The 19,439-nt window shown below is 71.7% G+C and carries 16 protein-coding genes and 1 pseudogene; 11 read left to right on the top strand and 6 right to left on the bottom strand.

Features of this window, described 5'->3' with window-relative positions:
- Positions 1-71 precede the first annotated feature (71 nt).
- Positions 72-950, bottom strand: coding sequence for a non-homologous end-joining DNA ligase (ligD, locus tag KGA66_RS13965; protein WP_312886908.1), 879 nt, complete (start codon positions 948-950; stop codon positions 72-74).
- A 301-nt stretch (positions 951-1,251) separates the two neighbouring features.
- Between ligD and ku the strand changes: the two genes are divergently transcribed.
- Complete coding sequence (gene ku, locus KGA66_RS13960) at positions 1,252-2,319, top strand: non-homologous end joining protein Ku (RefSeq protein WP_211468521.1); 1,068 nt, start codon at positions 1,252-1,254, stop codon at positions 2,317-2,319.
- A 37-nt stretch (positions 2,320-2,356) separates the two neighbouring features.
- Here ku and KGA66_RS13955 read toward each other — a convergent pair whose 3' ends face one another.
- The 3 genes from KGA66_RS13955 to KGA66_RS13945 are packed head-to-tail and all read right to left on the bottom strand — an operon-like array spanning position 2,357 to position 7,395.
- On the bottom strand, positions 2,357-2,767 hold the full coding sequence (locus KGA66_RS13955; RefSeq protein WP_211468520.1) for an Imm10 family immunity protein: 411 nt from the start codon (positions 2,765-2,767) through the stop codon (positions 2,357-2,359).
- Positions 2,768-2,809: 42 nt separating this feature from the next.
- Positions 2,810-6,685 (bottom strand): RHS repeat-associated core domain-containing protein, encoded by a 3,876-nt coding sequence (locus KGA66_RS13950; RefSeq protein ID WP_211468519.1) that lies wholly within the window; start codon positions 6,683-6,685, stop codon positions 2,810-2,812.
- Entirely contained in the window at positions 6,682-7,395 is a 714-nt protein-coding gene (locus tag KGA66_RS13945; protein WP_211468518.1) for a WXG100-like domain-containing protein, read from the bottom strand. The genes KGA66_RS13950 and KGA66_RS13945 overlap by 4 nt, the downstream gene beginning before the upstream one ends.
- A gap of 315 nt (positions 7,396-7,710) precedes the next feature.
- On the opposite strand from KGA66_RS13945, the pseudogene KGA66_RS32085 reads away from it, so the two are divergent.
- From KGA66_RS32085 to KGA66_RS13925, 3 genes and pseudogenes are all read left to right on the top strand, one after another.
- Positions 7,711-8,320: pseudogene (locus tag KGA66_RS32085) on the top strand (LacI family DNA-binding transcriptional regulator); the annotation flags it as partial.
- Positions 8,321-8,630: 310 nt separating this feature from the next.
- On the top strand, positions 8,631-9,836 hold the full coding sequence (locus KGA66_RS13930; protein WP_246507775.1) for a hypothetical protein: 1,206 nt from the start codon (positions 8,631-8,633) through the stop codon (positions 9,834-9,836).
- A gap of 332 nt (positions 9,837-10,168) precedes the next feature.
- Positions 10,169-11,278, top strand: a complete 1,110-nt coding sequence (locus KGA66_RS13925; RefSeq protein ID WP_211468515.1) for an aldose epimerase family protein — start codon at positions 10,169-10,171, stop codon at positions 11,276-11,278.
- Between the two features lie 27 nt (positions 11,279-11,305).
- Here KGA66_RS13925 and KGA66_RS13920 read toward each other — a convergent pair whose 3' ends face one another.
- Positions 11,306-11,740, bottom strand: a complete 435-nt coding sequence (locus KGA66_RS13920; protein WP_246507785.1) for a DUF5990 family protein — start codon at positions 11,738-11,740, stop codon at positions 11,306-11,308.
- Between KGA66_RS13920 and KGA66_RS31005 the strand changes: the two genes are divergently transcribed.
- Entirely contained in the window at positions 11,684-11,812 is a 129-nt protein-coding gene (locus KGA66_RS31005; RefSeq protein ID WP_281416610.1) for a hypothetical protein, read from the top strand. The genes KGA66_RS13920 and KGA66_RS31005 overlap by 57 nt on opposite strands.
- 68 nt (positions 11,813-11,880) lie before the next feature.
- Here KGA66_RS31005 and KGA66_RS13915 read toward each other — a convergent pair whose 3' ends face one another.
- Positions 11,881-12,411, bottom strand: coding sequence for an Lrp/AsnC family transcriptional regulator (locus tag KGA66_RS13915; protein WP_211468513.1), 531 nt, complete (start codon positions 12,409-12,411; stop codon positions 11,881-11,883).
- 131 nt (positions 12,412-12,542) lie between these two features.
- Between KGA66_RS13915 and hppD the strand changes: the two genes are divergently transcribed.
- The 6 genes from hppD to paaK all read left to right on the top strand — a co-directional run bounded on the left by hppD (position 12,543) and on the right by paaK (position 19,082).
- On the top strand, positions 12,543-13,745 hold the full coding sequence (hppD, locus tag KGA66_RS13910; RefSeq protein ID WP_211468512.1) for a 4-hydroxyphenylpyruvate dioxygenase: 1,203 nt from the start codon (positions 12,543-12,545) through the stop codon (positions 13,743-13,745).
- A 32-nt stretch (positions 13,746-13,777) separates the two neighbouring features.
- Positions 13,778-14,974, top strand: coding sequence for a homogentisate 1,2-dioxygenase (locus KGA66_RS13905; RefSeq protein WP_211468511.1), 1,197 nt, complete (start codon positions 13,778-13,780; stop codon positions 14,972-14,974).
- Positions 14,971-15,996, top strand: coding sequence for a hypothetical protein (locus tag KGA66_RS13900; protein ID WP_211468510.1), 1,026 nt, complete (start codon positions 14,971-14,973; stop codon positions 15,994-15,996). Before KGA66_RS13905 ends, KGA66_RS13900 begins: the two co-directional genes overlap by 4 nt.
- Positions 15,974-17,209: a fumarylacetoacetase gene (gene fahA, locus KGA66_RS13895; protein ID WP_211468509.1), complete on the top strand. Its 1,236-nt coding sequence runs from the start codon at positions 15,974-15,976 to the stop codon at positions 17,207-17,209. The genes KGA66_RS13900 and fahA overlap by 23 nt, the downstream gene beginning before the upstream one ends.
- 107 nt (positions 17,210-17,316) lie before the next feature.
- Positions 17,317-17,706, top strand: a complete 390-nt coding sequence (gene paaI / locus KGA66_RS13890; protein WP_211468546.1) for a hydroxyphenylacetyl-CoA thioesterase PaaI — start codon at positions 17,317-17,319, stop codon at positions 17,704-17,706.
- Positions 17,703-19,082, top strand: a complete 1,380-nt coding sequence (paaK, locus tag KGA66_RS13885; RefSeq protein WP_312886907.1) for a phenylacetate--CoA ligase PaaK — start codon at positions 17,703-17,705, stop codon at positions 19,080-19,082. The genes paaI and paaK overlap by 4 nt, the downstream gene beginning before the upstream one ends.
- Positions 19,083-19,439: the final 357 nt, after the last annotated feature.

Genomic DNA, 19,439 nt, shown 5'->3' with positions numbered 1-19,439 from the left:
CACTCCACTATGGCGCTTCGCGGCGCCCGGGACATGGGCCGTTCGGACCGTGTGGGCCTCAAATCTCAAGCTCATGGCAGCGGGCCGGCCAGGACCGGGTCGAGCAGCCCGCCGAGCAGGTCGCCGTACCGCTCGACCCGGTCCAGCACCTGCTGCGGCGTGAAGACCAGCTCCTCGGGTCGCTCGCAGGACTCGACCTCCGCCCAGCCGACCGGTGCCGAGACCGCGGGGAACGGACCGGCCCGCAGCGAGTACGGCGCGACCGTGGTCTTGGCGGTGTTGTTCTGCGACCAGTCGACGAAGACCTTGCCCGTGCGTGCCGCCTTCGCCATCGTCGCGGTCACCCGGTCGGGCAGCGCGCCGGAAAGCGCCCTGGCCAGCGAGCGCGCGTAGGCGCCGACCCGGCCCGCGGGCGAGGGGCGCAGCGGCGCGTAAAGGTGCAGGCCCTTCGAACCGGAGGTTTTCACGGCGCAGGCGAGCCCGTCGTGGGCGAGCAGCGCGCGCACCGCGAGGGCGACCCGGGCGCACTGCACGATGCTCGTGCCCGGCCCGGGATCGAGATCGACCACGAGCAGGTCGTGCAGTTCGGGATGGGGCGCGGTCCACTGCGGTACGTGCACTTCCAGGCAGCCGAGGTTGCCCAGCGCGATCAGGGAGGCTACGTCGTCCACTGTGACGTGCGGTTTGGTGCCCTCGGTGCGGCTGGGCACGTCGGCGCGCGGCACCCAGTTCGGCGTGCCGGGCGGCGGGGTCTTCACATAGAACGTCTGCGCGCCGACGCCGTCGGGAAAGCGCAGGAAGGAGGCCGGCCGGCGGCGTACATGCGGCAGCATGACGTCCGCGATCCGGGCGTAGTAGTGCAGCGCCTGTCCCTTGGTCCACCCGTCGGGCCACAGCGGCTTGTCCAGGTGGGTCAGGGAGAGACGATGTCCTTCTACCGTCGTCGCCACGCCCGTGGGCACAGTGTGGTTGATTCCCGGATGGCAAGCGGCTCATGTGCGTGGCCCCGTTCGTCTTGACGGCGGATGACGTCATCGGCGTTCACGGTCCGTTACCGCCGCGTCGTCGGGGCGGGTGGCCGGGCCGGTCCGCGAGTGCGAAGGTGTACACAAACAGGTGAAAAACCAGGAATCGTGGGTAAACGACGCCAAAGCGGAGCAACCGACGCGGCGCCGGCGTCTCACCTGGTCATTCACCAGGTGGGACGAGACTCGAACGTGAGAGGCCGTGCCGGAGGAGAGGCGGCGTCGGATGAGGAGTTCGTGGAAGGGCGCGATCAGCTTCGGGCTGGTCACGGTCCCGGTGTCGATAGCGCCCGCGGTCGAGGAGCACAACGTCTCGCTGCATCAGGTTCACGCGCCGGACGGCGGGCGGGTGCGCATGAAGCGCTGGTGCGAGCTGGAGGACCGGGAGGTTCCGTACCGGGAGATCGCCAGGGGTTTCGACGCGGACGACGAGCACACGGTCGTGCTCACCGACGAGGACCTGTCGGCGCTGCCCGTGCCGACGAAGAAGACCATCGACGTGCTCGCCTTCGTCGATGAGCGGCAGATCGACCCGGTGTACTTCGCCAAGCCTTACTACGTCGCGCCGGAGAAGGCCGGGGCCAAGCCGTACGCGCTGCTGCGCGACGCGATGCGGGAGAGCGGGCAGGTCGCGGTCACCAAGATCACGCTGTCGACCCGGGAGTCCCCGGCGGTGTTGCGCGTACACGACGACGTCCTGGTGCTCCAGCTGATGGTCTGGCCGGACGAGGTGCGCACGGCCGAGGGGATCGCGCCGCAGGAGGCCGGGGTGCGCCCGCAGGAGCTGGCCATGGCGCAGTCGCTGATCCAGACGCTGTCCACGGACTTTCCCGAGCTGGCCGGGCAGCTGCGCGACGACTACCAGGTGGCGTTGCACGACCTGGTTGAGGCGAAGCTCGAAGGTGCGCCCGTCCCGCACGAGGCGCCGCGCGCCGCGGCCGGCGACAACGTGATCGACCTGATGGCGGTGCTGGAGCGCAGCGTGAAGGCGGCGCGCGGCGGCCGCCCGGCCGGCGCCGACGAGAGTGCCGAGCCGGCCGCGCGGGCCGCGGCCGGCGGCGAGGGCGAGGGCAGCCAGGGCGAGAGCGGGGGCGCCGCTCCTGGCGCGGCGAAGAAGGCGCCGGCGAACAAGGGCGCGGCCAAGAAGACGGCCGCGCGCACCGCGCCCGCCAAGAAGAGCGCGGCGAAGAAGACCTCGACGACGCAGACCGGCGCGGCCGGCACGAACGCGGTGCAGAAGGCTCCGGCGAAGAAGGCCGCGGCCAAGGGCGCCGCCCGCCGCCGCGTCTCGTGACGGCGCGCCGCCCGGCCTTCGCGCCGCCCGGACGCGCTCAGATCCCGGCCAGCTCCGGCTGCCGGTCCGGGGCGCCATAGGTCAGAACCCTGCGAAGTCCGGCGGCCAGGCGCTCGGTGTCCGCGGCCGGGACGCTCAGGCTCAGCCGGCGCTGCGGGTCCGTGACGCCCAGCTCCTGCGCCGCGTCCGCGTCGAACCGCAGCCGCAGCGTGCCGGCGGTCAACTCGGCGCGCTCGACTCCGCCGTAATGCACCGCGCCCTGCTCGTCCATCAGGCAGTACGTGTCCATCCCGGTCGCCGCGTCCTGATCCGTCGGCGTTGTCAGCGCGCACTGCAGGATGAGGAAGGCTCCGGCGCCGGAGGGGTCCGCGGCCAATCCGACCGTGAAGGCGTCGACGTTCTCCTCGACGGTCACCAGCGCGACGGAAGCGAAGTCAGGCGAAGGCATACCGCGATTATCCCTTCGCCCGGCCGTCCGGCGCGCGACCCGTCACCCGGTCGCGTGCCACGTGTTGCCGCCCCAGTTGTACGTCACGTTCACGCCCAGTTCGTTCATCGCGCGGTTCATCGCGCCCTTGCACTGCGGGCACGGCGGCTTCTCGCCGTCGATCACGATGTGGTCGCCGGCCTGGACGGGATGCGAATTCGCGTACGGATCGCCCGGGATCGGCACGGTCGGGCTGCCGCCGTGCATCCGCATCGACCGGTTCTCGGTGTGGGTGGCCATCATCGCGTTCGGGAAGCCCAGCGCGGCCTCCTCCGGCACGGTGTGCCCGCTGACCAGGCCGTAGTGGTAGCGGACGTTGCCGGCCGGGTCGTAGACCGTGATGTGCGCGTGGTGCGGGGCCAGTCCCAGCGGGTCGAACCACAGCAGCGGGTTCGCCACGTACGCGTAGTCGTCCGGCGAGGGGAACAGGCCGAGCGGGTCAGGGCTCAGATACCGCGCGGTCTCCGGGTCGTAGTAGCGCAGGTAGTTGTAGTGCAGGCCGGTTTCCTCGTCCCGGTACTGGCCGGGGAAACCCAGCGGGCACCCGGTCGTCTCGGGGTCGGTGCCCGCCGGGCGCCCCCACACCGTGTGCTGCGCGCGCCAGGCGATCCGTCCGTCCGGCGCGACCAGTTCGGTGGGGGTGCCGACCGCGTCCGCGACGATCGCGTAGAAGCGCCGGTCGATCTCCTCCTGCGGCGCGTGCAGCGCGCTGCCGGCCGGGCGGGTGACGGCGCGCGTCTGCGCGGCGACCCGATCACCGCCCGGTTCCCAGTCCCACGTGAGCGTCTCGACGGTCCCGTCCGCCGACTTCCGGGTCTGCTCCGCCAGATGGCGCCCGTCCCACGCGAAGCTGATCAGTTCGGCCGCCGCGCCGTCCGCGGCCAGCCGCCGTTTCGCGACCCGCCGCCCCAGCGGATCGTATGTGTACTGCCATACCGAGCCGTCGGGCGTGGTGACCCGGGTCAGCCGGTCGTCCGCGTCCCACGTATACGTCCACTGCCGGCTCTGGCCGGAGAGGGTGCGCCTGACCATGCGCACCACACGGCCCTGAGCGTCGTACTCGTAGCCGACCCGCCCGGCGCGCCGCACGATCGTGCCCTGATATTCTCGCTCACCCTGTGCGTCCCGCGCGTCATCCCCGGCGCCGGGCCAGGCGGCCGCGGCGAGGTTCCCGGCGCGGTCATAGCTGTACTGCTCATGCCAGGCGTCGCCGCTGACCGCCGTGATCCGGCCCTCGGGGTCCAACGTGTAGGCGCGATCGCCGCGCAACGTGTCCGTGACCGCGACCGGATAACCATCCGGGCGATACGTATAAGTGCGCTGCTCAAGCGGCCGGTAGCCGCCGGCCCCGCCCTCCGGCGCCGCGACCTGCGCCGCGGCCGCGTCGTAGACCCAGACGCCCTGTGACGCGAGGCGGTAGGCCGGATCGAACGCCTGGGTGAGCGCGGCACCTGCGCCGAGGAACCGGGTGGTCTCCTGGCCCACCGCGTCGTACTGGAACGACAACGCGCCGGCGGCGTTGGCCATGCTCAACGGGTTGCCGTTGCCGTCGAAGGACCAGTGCGAGGCCAGGCCCGAGGGCGTGACGCGCTCGACCCGGCGGCCCGCCGCGTCGTAACGGCTCGCGACCGGCCGCCCGTCCGCGCTCTCCGACACGAGCCGCCCGGCCGCGTCATACCCGTATTCGAGCACTGAATCGCCGGACCGCGCGCGCAGCAGCCGACCTTCCGGGTCGTACTCGTACACGGTCCCGGCGCCGTCACTCAGGTCCCGCCGGGTGACCCGGCCCGCGGCGTCACGCAGCATCGTGGCGCGCTGGCCCGCGCCGTTCACCCGCTCGACCAGCCGCCCGGCCGCGTCGAAGCCGCGCGTCGTGGTGCGGCCGTTGAAGTCGGTCTCGGCCACGATGCGCCCGGCCGCGTCGTACTCGTACCGCCAGAGCGCGGCCGCCGGATTGGTCACCGCCACCAGGTCGCGCTCGGTGTTGTAGGCGAAGGCGTACTCGGCGCCGCCGGGGCGGATCTCCCGCGCCCGCAACGAGAACGGGCCGTACTCGTACCGGGTCACCAGCCCGGCCGGGTTGCGGTGCAGGGTCTGGTTCCCCTCGCCGTCGTACTCCCACTCCTCGCGCGTGCCGTCCGGCAGCACCCGCCACAGCGCCTCGCCCTCGACGCGGTACCCCAGCCGCGTGGTGTTGCCCAGCGGGTCGGTGACCGCCACGACGCGCCCGAAGGCGTCGCGCTCCAGTCGGCTGGCGTTCCCCAGCGGATCGGTGAAGCCGAGTTGCAGGCCGGCCGCGTCTGTCGCGACGGTCGTGGTGTTGCCGGCCGGATCGGTGACCGAGGTCAGCCGGCCGCGCTCGTCGTAGGTGTACGCGGTGGCCGCCCCGAGCGGATCGGTGACCGTCAGCAGGTTGCCGCGCTCGTCGTGGGCGTAGCGCCACGCGGTCCCCGCCGCGCCGGTCAGCGCGGCCAGCAGGCCCAACGCGTTGTAGGAAGCTGACACCACGCCGCCGTCCGGCTGCTCGACGCGCAGCGGGTCGCCGTTCTCGTTGAGCACGTAGCGCGTGGTGTTGCCCAGCGGGTCCGTGACCGCTACCAGCCGTCCGAAGCGGTCGTACTCGGTCACCGTCGCGTTGCCGAGGGCGTCGACGGTCCTGGTGAGGTGTCCGTGCGCGTCGTAGTGGTACTGCGTCTCGTGGCCCAGGCTGTTGAAAGCCCTGGTGATCCGCCGCTCGGTGTCGTATTCGAAGCGCGCGGACAGGTACCCTCCGTCGCCGGTGCCGCGCACGACCCGCCCGGTGTCGTCGTACTCGTAGGTGTAACGCGAACCGGTGCGGTCGATCGCGGCGGTGATCAGGTCCCTGTCGTCGTATTCGTATACGAATGGAAGGCCGGAGGAGTTGACCACCCCGGCCAGCCGCCCGCGCGGATCGTACTGGTACGCCACAAGGGTCGCGCCCTGGCCGCCCTCGCTGCCGTCGAGCAGCCGCAGCCCCTCGACGCGGAAGACGCCGGCCGTGTAGCCGGTGTCCACCGCGATGCGGTAGCCGCCGGAGTGCTGCACTTCGACCGGTACGCCCTCGTCGTCGCAGACGTATGTCACGCGATGGCCGTTGCGGTCGGACAGCGCGGTGATCGGGCGGATCTCGGTTCGTCCCGCGCGGGTCGCGCCGAGCGCGGTGAAATGCCGGGTCCAGCCTGTGCGCGGGTCGGTGATGCGGATCGTGTCGCTGTCCCGGTCCCAGGTCAGCGGCCAGCGCGCGCCGCCGACCGGCAGGACCGCGTCGTGCGCGCCGGCCGGCTGCGGGTAGTGCAGGATCTGCGCGTCGTCGCCCGCGTAGTGGATGCCGTCGCCGTCGATCTCAATGCGCTGATCGAGCGTGGACGACCAGCCGGGGCCGAAGCGCCGGCCGCCGCGGAAGGCCGAGCTGTAGGCGCGGCGCAGCACCAGCGGCAGCAGCCCGGCCAGGTGCACGTCGGTCACGGAGCTGACCATCGCGCCGGTGACCACGTCCACCGGGTCGCCCTCGGTGTGCGCGTCGTGGTTACCTTCGCTCTCCTTGGGACCGCCGCCCTGGCCTTCGCCGTGGCCGAGCGTCGGCCCCTCACCGCCGCGGGCCGCGCCGGATGCGTCGGAGCCCAGTTTCCCGGCGTCGCGTTCCGCGCCGCCCAGCGCGCCTTCGGTGTCCTTGCCGCCGATCGAGGTGATCTTCCCGAGTACCTTCGACTCGGTCGCCTCGGTGCGCTCGGCGACGCCCTCGGCGCCGTGGGCCACAGAGCGGACCGCGTTCTCCAGTGCCTTTCCCGCGTCCTGTAGCGCGGGACGCAGGTCGTTCTCGACGCCTTGTTCCAGCGCCCGCGCTATGCCGCCGCTCAAGCGAAGCTCACCCCCGTCAGCTTGCCGGTGAGGACCTGCGCGTGCGAGGCGACGGTGTCGGCGTGGGAGTGCAGGACCTGGGCGTGGGAGCGCAGTTCGTCCGCGACCACTTGGAAGCCCTGGCCTACCGCGCCTCCCGCGCCGGACGGCACGCCGAGCGCGGCGGACGCGGCCTGGAAGACGAATCCGTCCAGCGCGCGCTGGATGATCGGTTGCAGGGCCTTGAATCCGAGCTCGATGACCTGGCTGAGGATGTACTGCTCCAGCTGCTGCTCCAGAAACTCGATCGCCTTGCGCGCGGCCAGTTCGATCGCCGCCAGCGCCGCCTCGGCCAGGCCGAAGGTGGCCACCGCGGCGGCCTGGTCGGCGATGAACGAGGCGGCCAGCACGACCAGTTCCGCGATCGCGACACCCTTCTGCGCCACGATGAAGTCGGCCGCGGCGTGCAGCGCCTCGACCACGACCTTGCAGCCGTCGACCAGCTCGGTCATGTGCGACGAAGACATCTGCGCCCAGCGCTCGACCAGCCGATCGTACGAAGCGCCCTGATACGCCGAGCCCATCTTCTGGATCGTGTCGGTCGCGTCCTGATGGGCCTGCCGGATGTTGTCCGCGAACTCCTGGACGTACCCGGCGACCTCGCGCACGGTGTCCTCGTTGATCATCGGCCAGTCGACTCCGATGAACTGGAGCAGCTGCACGACTTCCATCGGTGGATCCAGCGCCACGACCGGTACCTCCCAGCGCCTCATACCCGAACCGCCTGAACCGTATCAGAAGTCGCAGACCTGGTCGCAGGGCGCGTCGATGCGTGCGGGGGTCTGTGGTGGCGGGGTCCGGGCGCGGGCCCGAGCAGAGCCGTACCGGAGTAACCGGGGCTGAGCCGGATCCGGTCCGGAAGCCGGAAGCCGAAGCCGGAAGCCGAAGCCGGAAGCCGGAAGCCGGAAGCCGGAAGCCGAATGCCGGAAGCGTGCGCGGTGCGGTGCATTCGCCGCGTCCACCGGATGACTGGGCTTGGGCTGCACGACCCGCTCCCGGAACTGCTGGTGCGGGCCGGCCTCAGCGCGGTGCTCTTCGCCCGGCCCGCGCGCATGCTGCCGATCAGCTACGTCGACCTGGCCCACCGCGACGGCGCGGCGCTGGCTGCCGGACACCTGCTCGCGCGCGGCTGCACCAGCGCAGCGACGATCACCGGGCCGCTCGACGTCGCCGCGGCGCAGGACCGGCTGAGCGGATTCCGCGAGGCGATGGTGCGCCACGGCCACGGCCACGGCTACGTCCCCGAGCGAGGAAGGCAACTTCACGCTCGGCAGCGGCGAGAAGGCGATGGAGCGGCTGCTGACGCAGCACCCGGATCTGGACGCCGTCTTCGTCGCCGACGACGTGATGGCGCAGGGCGCCATGCTGGCCCTGCGCGAACGCGGCCGGCGGGTGCCCGAGGACGTGGCGGTCATCGGGTTCGACGACAGCCGCGCGGCCACGGCCTGCCGCCCGACGCTGGCCACGATCCGCCAGCCGTTCGAGGACATGGCCGCGCGGATGACCCGCATCCTGCTCGACCAGATCGACGATCCGCGGCGGCCGGTGACCTCGGTGATCTTCGATCCGGTGCTGGTGCGGCGGCAGTCCGCCTGACGGCCGGCGCGGCGCCGCGGCCCTGTCCGGCGCTGCTTGCCAAAAGGCCCAGTGCCCTATTCGCCGCTGGTGGGATTCCCCGATCCTGCCGAGGCACTGGTGTCCCGCGCCGGAAGTCCGCCGTGAAAATCGGCCCCCGCATCCCGCCTTGCCGCGTTGCCGAAACGCCCACAGACGACCCACTGCGTTGATTGAGCACCGCGAGGGTGTTCCGGCGCCTTGCCAGCCGGGCGCGGATGACCGGACGTGCGCAGCCAGGTCGAGCAGAGTCATGCGACGGATTTCCAGCGCGGGACGCTAGGATCGCGCGATGGCCATACTGCGTCGCGCCGCCTTGACGCTCGCGTTCCTGCTCGCCGGGGGTCTGCTGACCGCGTGCGGTAACTCCTCGAGCTCCGCGACGGTGCGCGCCGCGGCGGCGCGGAGCACGCCGGCCATACCGGTAATTCAGCCCTCTGCGAGCGTCGCGCCGCCCACCCCGTCGCCCGCGAAGGCTCGGCCGTCCGCACCCGCGACGGCAGCCGACATGCTCAGCGCCGGCAACCCGAACGGGCACGCGGCCGTCCCGGCCGACGGGCAGCGCGTGGACACCTCGCACCCCGACCACGTCGTCGGCCACGGCACGCCCGCGAGCTGTACCTCCGCTGCCGTGGTCGCCGCGGTCGCCTCCGGTGGCGTGATCACGTTCGACTGTGGACCCGGCCCGGTGGTGATCACGATGGCCGCGACCGCGAAGGTGCGCAACGCGGCGACCCGGGTCGTGCTCGACGGCGGCGGCCGGGTCACGCTCGACGGCGCCGGCGCGCGGCGCATCCTCTACCTCGACACCTGCGACCAGGCCCAGGGCTGGACCACCTCGCACTGCCAGAACCAGCAGTATCCGCAACTGACCGTGCAGAACCTGACCCTCGCGCACGGCGACTCCACGGGCCAGAAGACCGACGGCGGCGGAGGCGGGGCGATCTTCGACCGCGGCGGCCGGCTCAAGATCGTGCACTCCCTCTTCGTCGGCAACCGCTGCGACGCCACCGGCCCCGACCTCGGCGGCGCGGCCGTGCGCGCGCTCGAACAGTGGCAGGGCCTTCCGGTGTACGTCGTGGACAGCACCTTCGGTGGCTCGCCCGCAGCGGGCGGCGTCTGCTCCAACGGCGGCGCGCTCAGCAGCATCGGCGTCTCGTGGCGCGTGCTCAACTGCGTGATGACGTACAACGAGGCGATCGGCCACGGCGCCAACCCGGCGCGCAGCGGCACGCCCGGCGGCGGCAGCGGCGGCGCGATCTACACCGACGGGAATCAGTACACGGTCATCGTCGCGGGATCCGTCATCGAGCACGACGCCGCGAACGAGGGCGGCGGCGCGCTGTTCTTCGTCAGCAACGACCGCACCGGAACCCTCACGATCCGCGACTCGACGCTGTCCGCCAATCCCAGCAAGGGATTCTGGACCGCGGGTTATCCCGGGATCTTCTTTCTCGGCGCGGGCCGTCCGTCCGTGAGCGGCTCTGCCCTGGGCTGACCGGACGCCTGCGTGCGAGCGGGCTCTGGTTCGCCGCGTCGATCACCGAGTTGCTCAGTTGAGCCGCGCCCCTCCGGCCGTGTCGCTCGGGCCGCGCGCCTGGCCGCCTTCCGGCCCCGGCCGGCGCTGTCCCCGGTCAACGGCCGCCACGTCGCCTGGGATACTGCCAAGGCGACGTGGCGGTCCCGACCCCTTCCCGGCTTCGGCTTCGGCTTCGGCTTCGGCTTCGGCTTCGGCACGCCGCGTTCACCTGCCCACTCCACAGCAGCGGGAATCCCGGCCGCAGCCCTCACCCGTCGAGCCCGCCGAACCCGATCAGGAGACCATCGCCCGTGTCCGCCTCCTCAGCCGCCCCGGCATCCGCATCCGCTCCCGTCCGCGACGTGTTCGGCACACTGCCCGACGGCCGCCAGGTCGACCGCTGGACCTTCACGGACGCCACCGGCGTGACCGCGGCGGTGCTCACCTACGGCGCCGTCATCCAGTCGCTGACGGTCCCCGGTCCGGCCGGCGGCGCCCGGCCGCCGGCCAATGTCGTGCTCGGATACGACAATCTGGCCGACTACGTCGCCGGGTCCTACTACTTCGGCTGCGCCGTGGGCCGCTACGCCAACCGCATCGCCGGCGGCCGCTTCCGCCTCGACGAGCGCGAGTACACGCTGCCGGTCAACGACCCGGGCCGCCCGAACGCGCTGCACGGCGGCCCCGATGGCTTCCACCGGCGGATCTGGCAGGCCCGTCCCCTGGCCGAGGCCGGCCGCGCCGGCGTCGAACTGAGCCTGGTCAGCGAGGACGGCGACCAAGGCTACCCGGGGCGTCTGGAAGCCGGCGTGCGCTACATGCTGGCTGACGGCGCCCTGCACATCGATTACCAGGCGGTCACGCAGGCGCCGACCGTGGTCAACCTGACGAACCACTCGTTCTTCAACCTCTCCGGCGAGGGCAGCGGCACCATCGATGAACACGTACTCACCCTCGCCGCGTCCGCGTACCTTCCCGTGGACGAGAACCTGATCCCGCTCGCGTCCGCGCTGCCGGTCGACGGCACGCCGTTCGACTTCACCGCCGGCGCCGCGCTCGGCGCGCGGCTGGACGACCCGCACCCGCAGCTCCAGGGCGCGCGCGGATACGACCACTGCTACGTGCTCGACGGCGGTCGTACCGGCGAGCCGCGGCCGATCGGCACCCTGGCCGACCCGGCCAGCGGCCGCGCGATGCAACTGCTGACCACGGAACCGGGGATCCAGCTCTACACCGCGAACGCGCTGCCCGCAGACGTCGTCGGCAACTCAGGGCGCAACTACGGCCCGCGCGCGGCGGTCGCCCTGGAGACGCAGCACTTCCCGGACTCGCCGAACCGGCCCGACTATCCCTCGACGGTGCTGCTGCCCGGGCAGACCTACCGCTCGACGACCGTGCTGCGGTTCACCCACCTGCGGTGATCGGGGAACGGGGAACGGGAACGGGGCCTACTCGGCGCGCTCCGCCCTCCATTCGACGAGCGGCGGCCGTACATGGGCACACAGCGGGTGACCCTTCGCGTCGGTCAGGCGTAGCCGCGCGGTCAGCCGACCGGATCGAAGCGCCGCGTCCAGCACACCGGACGGGATCGCGTCGAACATCAACTTGGCCCGCCGGAACATCGTCGCCGCGCCGTCCCGGCCGACGGTAACCCAGGACAGGTATACGAAGCGGCCGCCGAGGCGGTTCTGGATGTACTCACCGCGCAACTCGACGCCGTCGTCAGTGCGCGTCGCCACGCACTCGAGCGTCCACTCAGCCGACGGCGCGTCACCGGCGTGCATACCGAGTAACTCACCGGGACGATCCTTGCGCTGGACGCCGACATGCACGTTCCGCGCGCCGGGGAAATCACCGCCCGGCGCGCACGTACGCCCGGGCAGGGCCGTCGCCTCGATCCGTATCTGCACCACACCATCATGAGCGCCGCCACCGACAATCCCGTCGAGGCGTGAGCGCTCGATGCGATGTCATGCGGGGTCATGCGGGGTCATGCGGGGTTACGCGATGCGACCCGCGGTCGCTACGACTCGGCGGGCATACCGGCCTGGTACGCGGGCACGCGGCTGGGCACCGCGCGCTGCTCCGAGGCCAACAGCGGCAGGTACCGGGGCTGGACCACCGGCGACAGCGCGATCACGCTCGTGGAGCGGACCACCGCCTGGATCCGGTTGATCCGCAGCAACGTCTCCTGCAGACCCTCGTTCGACGGCGCGGCCAGTTTGCAGTGAACGTCGCTCAGGCCCGTGGTCGCGTGGGCCTCCAGCACCTCGGGCAGCCTGCCCAGTTCCTCGGTGATCTCGTCCAGCCGGCCCTGCGCGATCTCCAGGGTGACGAAGGCGAGCACCGGGTAGCCGGCCGCCGCCAGATCCACGTCCGGGCCGTACCCGGTGATCACGCCCTCGGCTTCGAGCCGCTGCACCCGCGCCTGCACCGTCGCCCGCGAGACCCTGGTGATCCGGGACAGCTCGAGGAAACCCGCCCGCGGGTTGCGCGCGAGGGTGCGGATCAGCAGCACGTCGAGCTGATCCAGTTTCCTGCGCGGTTGCTCCATCTCGGCTCCCTAGACCCGCGATCTGCTATGCAGACTGCCTACCTTATCCCGCTGAGATTGTCATATGCGCCAGGTCACGCTCTACTTTCGCTAGTTCTCGATGTCCTCACCCTCGGCATTGGAGCAGTGCGATGACGCAGACCGCCCGCAAGGGATCCGCCCACGAGGCACCCCCCCTCTCGGCATCCGACATCTCGGCCGACACCCTGATCGGCGCCATCCCGCACAACGACGCGGGCGACCCGTTCCCGGTGATCGGCATGGACCATGTGCGCTTCTACGTCGGCAACGCGAAACAGGCCGCGCACTACTACTCCAGCGCCTTCGGCATGACCTGTGTGGCGTACCGCGGCCCGGAGACCGGTAGTCGCGAGGTGACCGAGTACGTGCTGACCTCCGGCAAGGCCCGTTTCCGGATCACCGGCGAGGTGCGCGCCGGATCCCCGGTCGGCGCGTCGGTCGCCGCGCACGGCGACGGCGTCGTCGATCTCGCGATCGAGGTCCCGGACGTGGACAAGGCCGTCGAGCACGCCCGCGAGCAGGGCGCCGTCGTCCTGCGGGAGCCAGCGGACCTCCAGGACGACCACGGCACGGTCCGCGTCGCCGCGATCGCCGCCTACGGCGATACCCGCCACACCCTGATCGACCGCTCCCGCTACGACGGCCCGTTCCTGCCCGGCTTCGCCCCCGCCGGCCCGCTCTTCCGCGCCAAGCCCGCGCACCACCCGGCCCGCTACTTCCAGGCCGTGGACCACTGCGTCGGCAATGTCGAGCGGATGGACGAGTGGGTCGCCTACTACAACCGGGTGATGGGCTTCACCAATCTCAAGGAGTTCATCGGCGAGGACATCGCCACCGAGTACTCGGCGCTCATGTCCAAGGTCGTCGCCAGCGGCAACCACCGGGTGAAGTTCCCGATCAACGAGCCGGCCGCGGGCAGGAAGAAGTCGCAGATCGACGAATACCTGGAGTTCTACGGCGGCCCCGGGGTGCAGCACCTGGCGCTGGCGACCAACGACATCGTCGCCAGCGTGCACGCGATGCGCGAGATGGGCGTGGAGTTCCTGGAGACGCCCGACACGTATTACGACACACTGGGAGAGTGGGTCGGCGAGACCCGCGTGCCCGTGCAGACCCTGCGCGAACTGCGGATCCTGGCCGACCGCGACGAGGACGGCTACCTGCTGCAGATCTTCACCAAGCCGGTGCAGGACCGGCCGACCGTGTTCTTCGAACTGATCGAGCGGCACGGTTCCCTCGGCTTCGGCAAGGGCAACTTCAAAGCCCTGTTCGAGGCCATCGAGCGCGAACAGGCGCGGCGCGGCAACCTCTGAGGCGGGTATTCGGAGAGCCTGAGGAGGCTGCGATGGCTTATTACCGCTCCGTCGGCGACATACCGCCCAAGCGTCACACGCAGCACCGGCGCGAGGACGGCGGCCTGTACTACGAGGAACTGATGGGAGAGGAGGGCTTCTCCTCCGACTCGTCCCTGCTCTACCACCGCCACATACCCTCGGCGATCGTCGACGCCTCGCCGTGGGAGCTACCCGACCAGACCCTGACGGCGAACCACCCGCTCAAGCCCCGGCACCTGAAGCTGCACGCGCTCGCCGAGGGCCAGGAGTGGAAGACCGCGGACGTGGTGACCGGCCGCCGGCTGGTGCTCGGCAACGCCGACGTGCGCATCTCGTACGCTGTCGCCGGGGAAACCTCGCCGCTCTACCGCAACGCGATCGGCGACGAGTGCGTGTACGTCGAATCCGGCTCGGGCGCGGTCGAGACGGTGTTCGGCGCGCTTCCGGTCCGGCAGGGCGACTACGTGATCCTGCCGCGCGCGACCACGCATCGCTGGGTCCCGGCGGAAGGCGAGCCGCTGCGCGCATACGTGATCGAGGCCAACAGCCACATCACGCCGGCCCGCCGCTACCTGTCGAAGTTCGGGCAACTGCTCGAACACGCGCCCTACTGCGAGCGCGATCTGCGGGGCCCGCAGGAGATCCTGACGACCGAGGCCGAAGACGTGCCGGTCCTGGTCAAGCACCGCACCGCGCAGGGAATCAGCGGCACGCGATACGTGTACCCGCACCACCCGTTCGACGTGGTCGGCTGGGACGGTTGCCTGTACCCGTACACGTTCAACGTGGCGGACTTCGAGCCGATCACCGGCCGGATCCACCAGCCCCCGCCCGCGCACCAGGTCTTCGAGGGCGCCGACTTCGTGGTGTGCAACTTCGTGCCGCGCAAGGTGGACTACCACCCGCTGTCCATCCCGGTGCCCTACTACCACTCGAACGTGGACTCGGACGAGGTGATGTTCTACTGCGGCGGGAACTACGAGGCGCGCAAGGGCTCCGGCATCGGTCAGGGCTCGATCTCGCTGCATCCCGGCGGGCACGCGCACGGGCCGCAGCCGGGCGCGTACGAGCGCAGCATCGGCGTGGAGTTCTTCGACGAACTGGCGGTGATGGTCGACACCTTCAAGCCGCTGGAACTGGGCGAGGGCGGCATCGCGAGTGAGGACGAGGGATACGCCTGGACCTGGTCGGGCCGGGGTCCGCGGTGAGCCGGCCGGCCGGGCGCGGCCCGCACGGCTCGGCCGCGGCGATCCGGACTCGGCGGCCGTTCGCGCCGGCGCCGTCCGCGGCCGCCCCGGCGCACGGAATACCGCCGCTGTTCACAGGGCTCTGCGACGACGCGGCGATGTTCCCGCCGGGCAACGCCGGCGCCGCCGACGCGGTGTCCGCGCATCGCGGCCACCGCGTCGCCTGGTACCGCGACCTGGTCGGGCCGTTCCTCGCCGCGGCCAAGCACCTGCCCGCGGTGATCGAGGAGATGCGCGCACTGCACGCCGCCGGCCCGCTCGCCGCGCAGGCGCCGCCCGAGCCGCTGCCGACCGTGCTGGTGGTGCCGGACGGACCGGGCGCGTTGACGGACGCGCTGCGCGCCGCCGGCCCCGCCCGTGAAGCAGGGATCGAACTCGTCGGCGTGGAACTGGCCTGCGACGCGGACGCCGCCGCCGCGCAGGCCGCTCGCCGCGCCGTCGCGGCGCTCGCCGGGCGACTGCCGGATCCGGCCGGCGCGGTGATCGAGGTGCGGCGCGGTCCCGACCTGGGCGAAGCGCTCGACGTGGTCGCCGAAAGCGCCGCCCGCGCGAAGCTGCGCACCGGCGGCCCGGTCGCGGCGGCCTTCCCTACCGAGCAGGAGGTGGCCTGCTTCATCGTCGGCTGCGTCGTGCGCGGCGTGGCCTTCAAGTGCACCGCGGGACTGCACGAGGCGGCCCGGCACACCGACCCGGCCACCGGCTTCGAGCACCACGGCTTCCTCAACATCCTGGCCGCGACGCACGCGGCGTGCCAGGGCGCCGACGTGGCCGCGGTCGCGGACGTGCTCGCCGAGCGGTCGGCCGGGCGGCTGGCCGAGACCCTGCGCGGCCTGAGCCCGGACGCCGTGATCCGGGTGCGCACCGCGTTCACCGCGTACGGCACGTGCAGCATCGCCGAACCGCTGGCCGACCTGACCAGGCTCGGCCTGGTCGTCCCCGAAGCCGATACCGGGAGGGCACGTGAATACTCTGACTTGGGTTGACGGTGTACCGGATGATTCGCCCTTCGGCGTGCACAACCTGCCCTACGGCGTCTTCACCACGGCGGAACGCCCCGAACGGCGGCGCATCGGCGTGCGGATCGGCGAATACGTGCTCGATGTCGCCGCGGTCGCGCGCGCCCTGGGCGCGCCCTCCACGCTGCTCGAAGCGCCCACGCTCAACCCCCTGATGGCCGGCGGCCGGCCGGTGTGGCTCTCCGCGCGCGCCGCGATCACCTCCTGGCTCACCGAGCCCGCGCATCGCGCGCTGGTCGAGCCGCACCTGGCGCCGCTGGCCGGCGTCACGCTGCACCTGCCCTTCGAACCGGCCGACTACGTGGACTTCTACGCCTCCGAGCACCACGCGTCCAACATCGGAGGCATGTTCCGCCCCGGTTCGCCGCCGCTGACCCCGAACTGGAAACACCTGCCGATCGGCTACCACGGCCGCAGCGGCACGCTCGTGGTCTCCGGCACGCCGGTCACCCGGCCGGTGGGCCAGAGCAAGGCCCCTGACGCGTCGGCACCCGGATTCGGCCCGTGCCGGCGGCTGGACTTCGAGGCCGAGGTCGGCTTCGTCGTCGGGGCGCCCTCGCCGCTCGGAGTGCCGGTGCCGCTGTCCGCCTTCGGCGAGCACGTCTTCGGCGTCTGCCTCGTCGACGACTGGTCCGCGCGCGACCTCCAGGCGTGGGAGTACGTGCCGCTCGGGCCGTTCCTCGGCAAATCCTTCGCGACCTCGCTCTCGCCGTGGATCGTGCCGCTCGACGCCCTGCAGCACGCTCGGGTGCGGCCCCCGGTGCGCGATGTCGAACCGCTGCCGTACCTCGACGACCGCGACGCCGAGCCCTGGGGGCTGGACCTCGAACTGGAGGTCCGGCTCAACGGCCAGGTGCTCACCCGGCCGCCGTTCGCCTCCATGTACTGGACCGCGGCGCAGCAGTTGGCGCACATGACCTCGAACGGAGCGAGCCTGCGCACCGGCGACCTCTTCGCCTCCGGCACGGTGAGCGGGCCCGAGCGCGAGTCGGTCGGCTCGATGATCGAGTACACCTGGAACGGGCAGGACCCGGTCAAGCTCGCCGACGGCGCCGGCCGCGCCTTCCTCGAGGACGGCGACGAGGTCTCGATCAGCGCCACCGCACCCGGGCCAGGCGGCATCCGCCTCGGCCTCGGCGAGGTCACCGGCCGGATCCTGCCCGCCGTCGCCACCCCTTGACAGCGGCGTGCGCCCCTGGTTGTTTGGCCTACCGGGCATCTCACCGAACGTTCGGTAGGCGACTGGAGGTCGGATTGGACAGCGCCGAGACCGGCCCCGCGCAGCGGATGTTCGCCGACGACGCGGCCTCGCGGGCCTTGGGCGTGGAACTGCTCGCGGCCGGCGACGGATCCGCGCAACTGCGCATGACGGTCACCGCCGCGATGGTGAACGGGCACGGGATCGCGCACGGCGGTTACGTCTTCCTGTTCGCCGACTCGGCCTTCGCCTGCGCCTGCAACAGCCACGGACCGGTGACGGTCGCGGCCGGCGCGGAGATCAGCTTCATCGCGCCCGTATACGAGGGCGACGAACTGACCGCCGTCGCGCGCGAACGCACCCGGTACGGCAGGAACGGCATCTACGACGTGCGCGTGAGCCGCGGCGCCGAGGTGGTCGCGGAGTTCCGCGGCCGCAGCCGGAGCGTCGGTCCCGCGCGGGAGGCGGCGGAACCGTGACTTCGACATCGTTGTCATCCCGGTCCGGCGCCGCGCCCGGCCGCCGCCTCGGCGAGCCGCTGCCCGACGGCCTGCGCGACGAGGGCGAGCGCCTCAGCGCCGACGAACTGGCCGCGCTCCAGCTTGACAGGCTTCGCAGTACCCTGCGCCACGCGTACGCGAACGTGCCGCACTACCGGCGTGCCTTCGACGCCGCCGGGGTCCGGCCGCAGGACTGCCGCACCCTGGCGGACCTGGCCCGCTTCCCCTTCACCGGCAAGGCGGACCTGCGCGAGAACTACCCCTTCGGCATGTTCGCGGTGCCCATGTCCCAGGTGCGCCGCATCCACGCCTCCAGCGGCACGACCGGCCGCGCCACCGTCGTCGGCTACACCGAGAACGACCTGGCCATGTGGGCGGACGTGATGGCCCGCTCGATCCGCGCCGCGGGCGGCCGGGCCGGCCACAAGGTTCACGTCTCCTACGGCTACGGCCTGTTCACCGGGGGACTGGGCGCGCACTACGGCGCCGAGCGGGCCGGCTGCGCGGTCATCCCGGCCTCCGGCGGCATGACCGCGCGGCAGGTGCAGCTGATCCGGGACTTCGAACCCGAGATCATCATGGTCACCCCCACCTACATGCTCACCCTGCTGGACGAGTTCGAACGTCAGGGCATTGACCCGCGTTCCTCGTCGCTGCGCATCGGGATCTTCGGCGCGGAGCCGTGGACCGAGCGGATGCGCGAGGAGATCGAGGAACGCGGCGGCCTGCACGCGGTGGACGTCTACGGGCTCTCCGAGGTCATCGGGCCCGGCGTGGCGCAGGAGTGCGTCGAGTCCAAGGACGGGCTGCACGTGTGGGAGGACCACTTCTATCCGGAGGTCGTCGACCCGGACACCGGCGCGGTGCTGCCGCCGGGCGAGCGCGGCGAACTGGTCTTCACCTCGCTGACCAAGGAGGCGCTGCCGATCGTGCGGTACCGCACCCGCGATCTGACCCGTCTGCTGCCGGGAACGGCCCGCGCGCCGTTCCGGCGGATGGAGAAGGTCACAGGGCGCTGCGACGACCTGATCATCCTGCGCGGGATCAACCTGTTCCCCAGCCAGATCGAGGAGATCGTGCTGCGAACGCCGGGCGTCTCGCCGCACTTCCAGCTCGAACTGACCCGGCGCGGGCGGATGGACCACCTCACCGTGCGCGCCGAGGCCCGCGCCGAGGGCGGTGGCGAGGGCGGTGGCGAGGGCGGCCTCGCGCGGCGCGAAGCCGCCGCCGCGGCGATCGCCAGGGCGGTCAAGGAGAACATCGGCGTGAGCGTCGAGGTCGCGATCGTCGACCCGGAGTCGCTGGAACGCTCCGTCGGCAAGCTCCAGCGTGTCAAGGACCTGCGAGAAGGGTAGTGCGGCGCGCTCCCGATTCGCTGCTGCCCCGCCGCGGGCGCGCGCTGGTAGGCGAGCCGTCCCGGTGTCCGGGCACCCTCGGCAGAACCCTGCGTTGATGCCGTTGTTCTCGCGCTCTGGCAACGGATCTGACTTCATGTCAGTTCTTGTCCCGGATCGCTTTTTCGGGTCCTGCTGTTGACGCGGCCACGCGGAGGCGACAAGATTCCCGCGTCTGACAACGTTGTCATCCGGCCCGGGGATGACGCCGTTCCGCGGACGCGCCGCCCAGGCTCCGTAAAGCGTGGGACGGCGCGCGGGGGCGCGCCGCCGAGGCCGGGGGAGGAACACGATGCACCCCAGTAGTCAGCACCCGCC

The organism is Actinocrinis puniceicyclus, assembly GCF_018283645.1.
GTDB lineage: Bacteria > Actinomycetota > Actinomycetes > Streptomycetales > Catenulisporaceae > Actinocrinis > Actinocrinis puniceicyclus.
The sequence above is the reverse complement of the archived record's forward strand: the minus strand, read 5'-3'. Positions and strand labels throughout refer to the sequence as shown.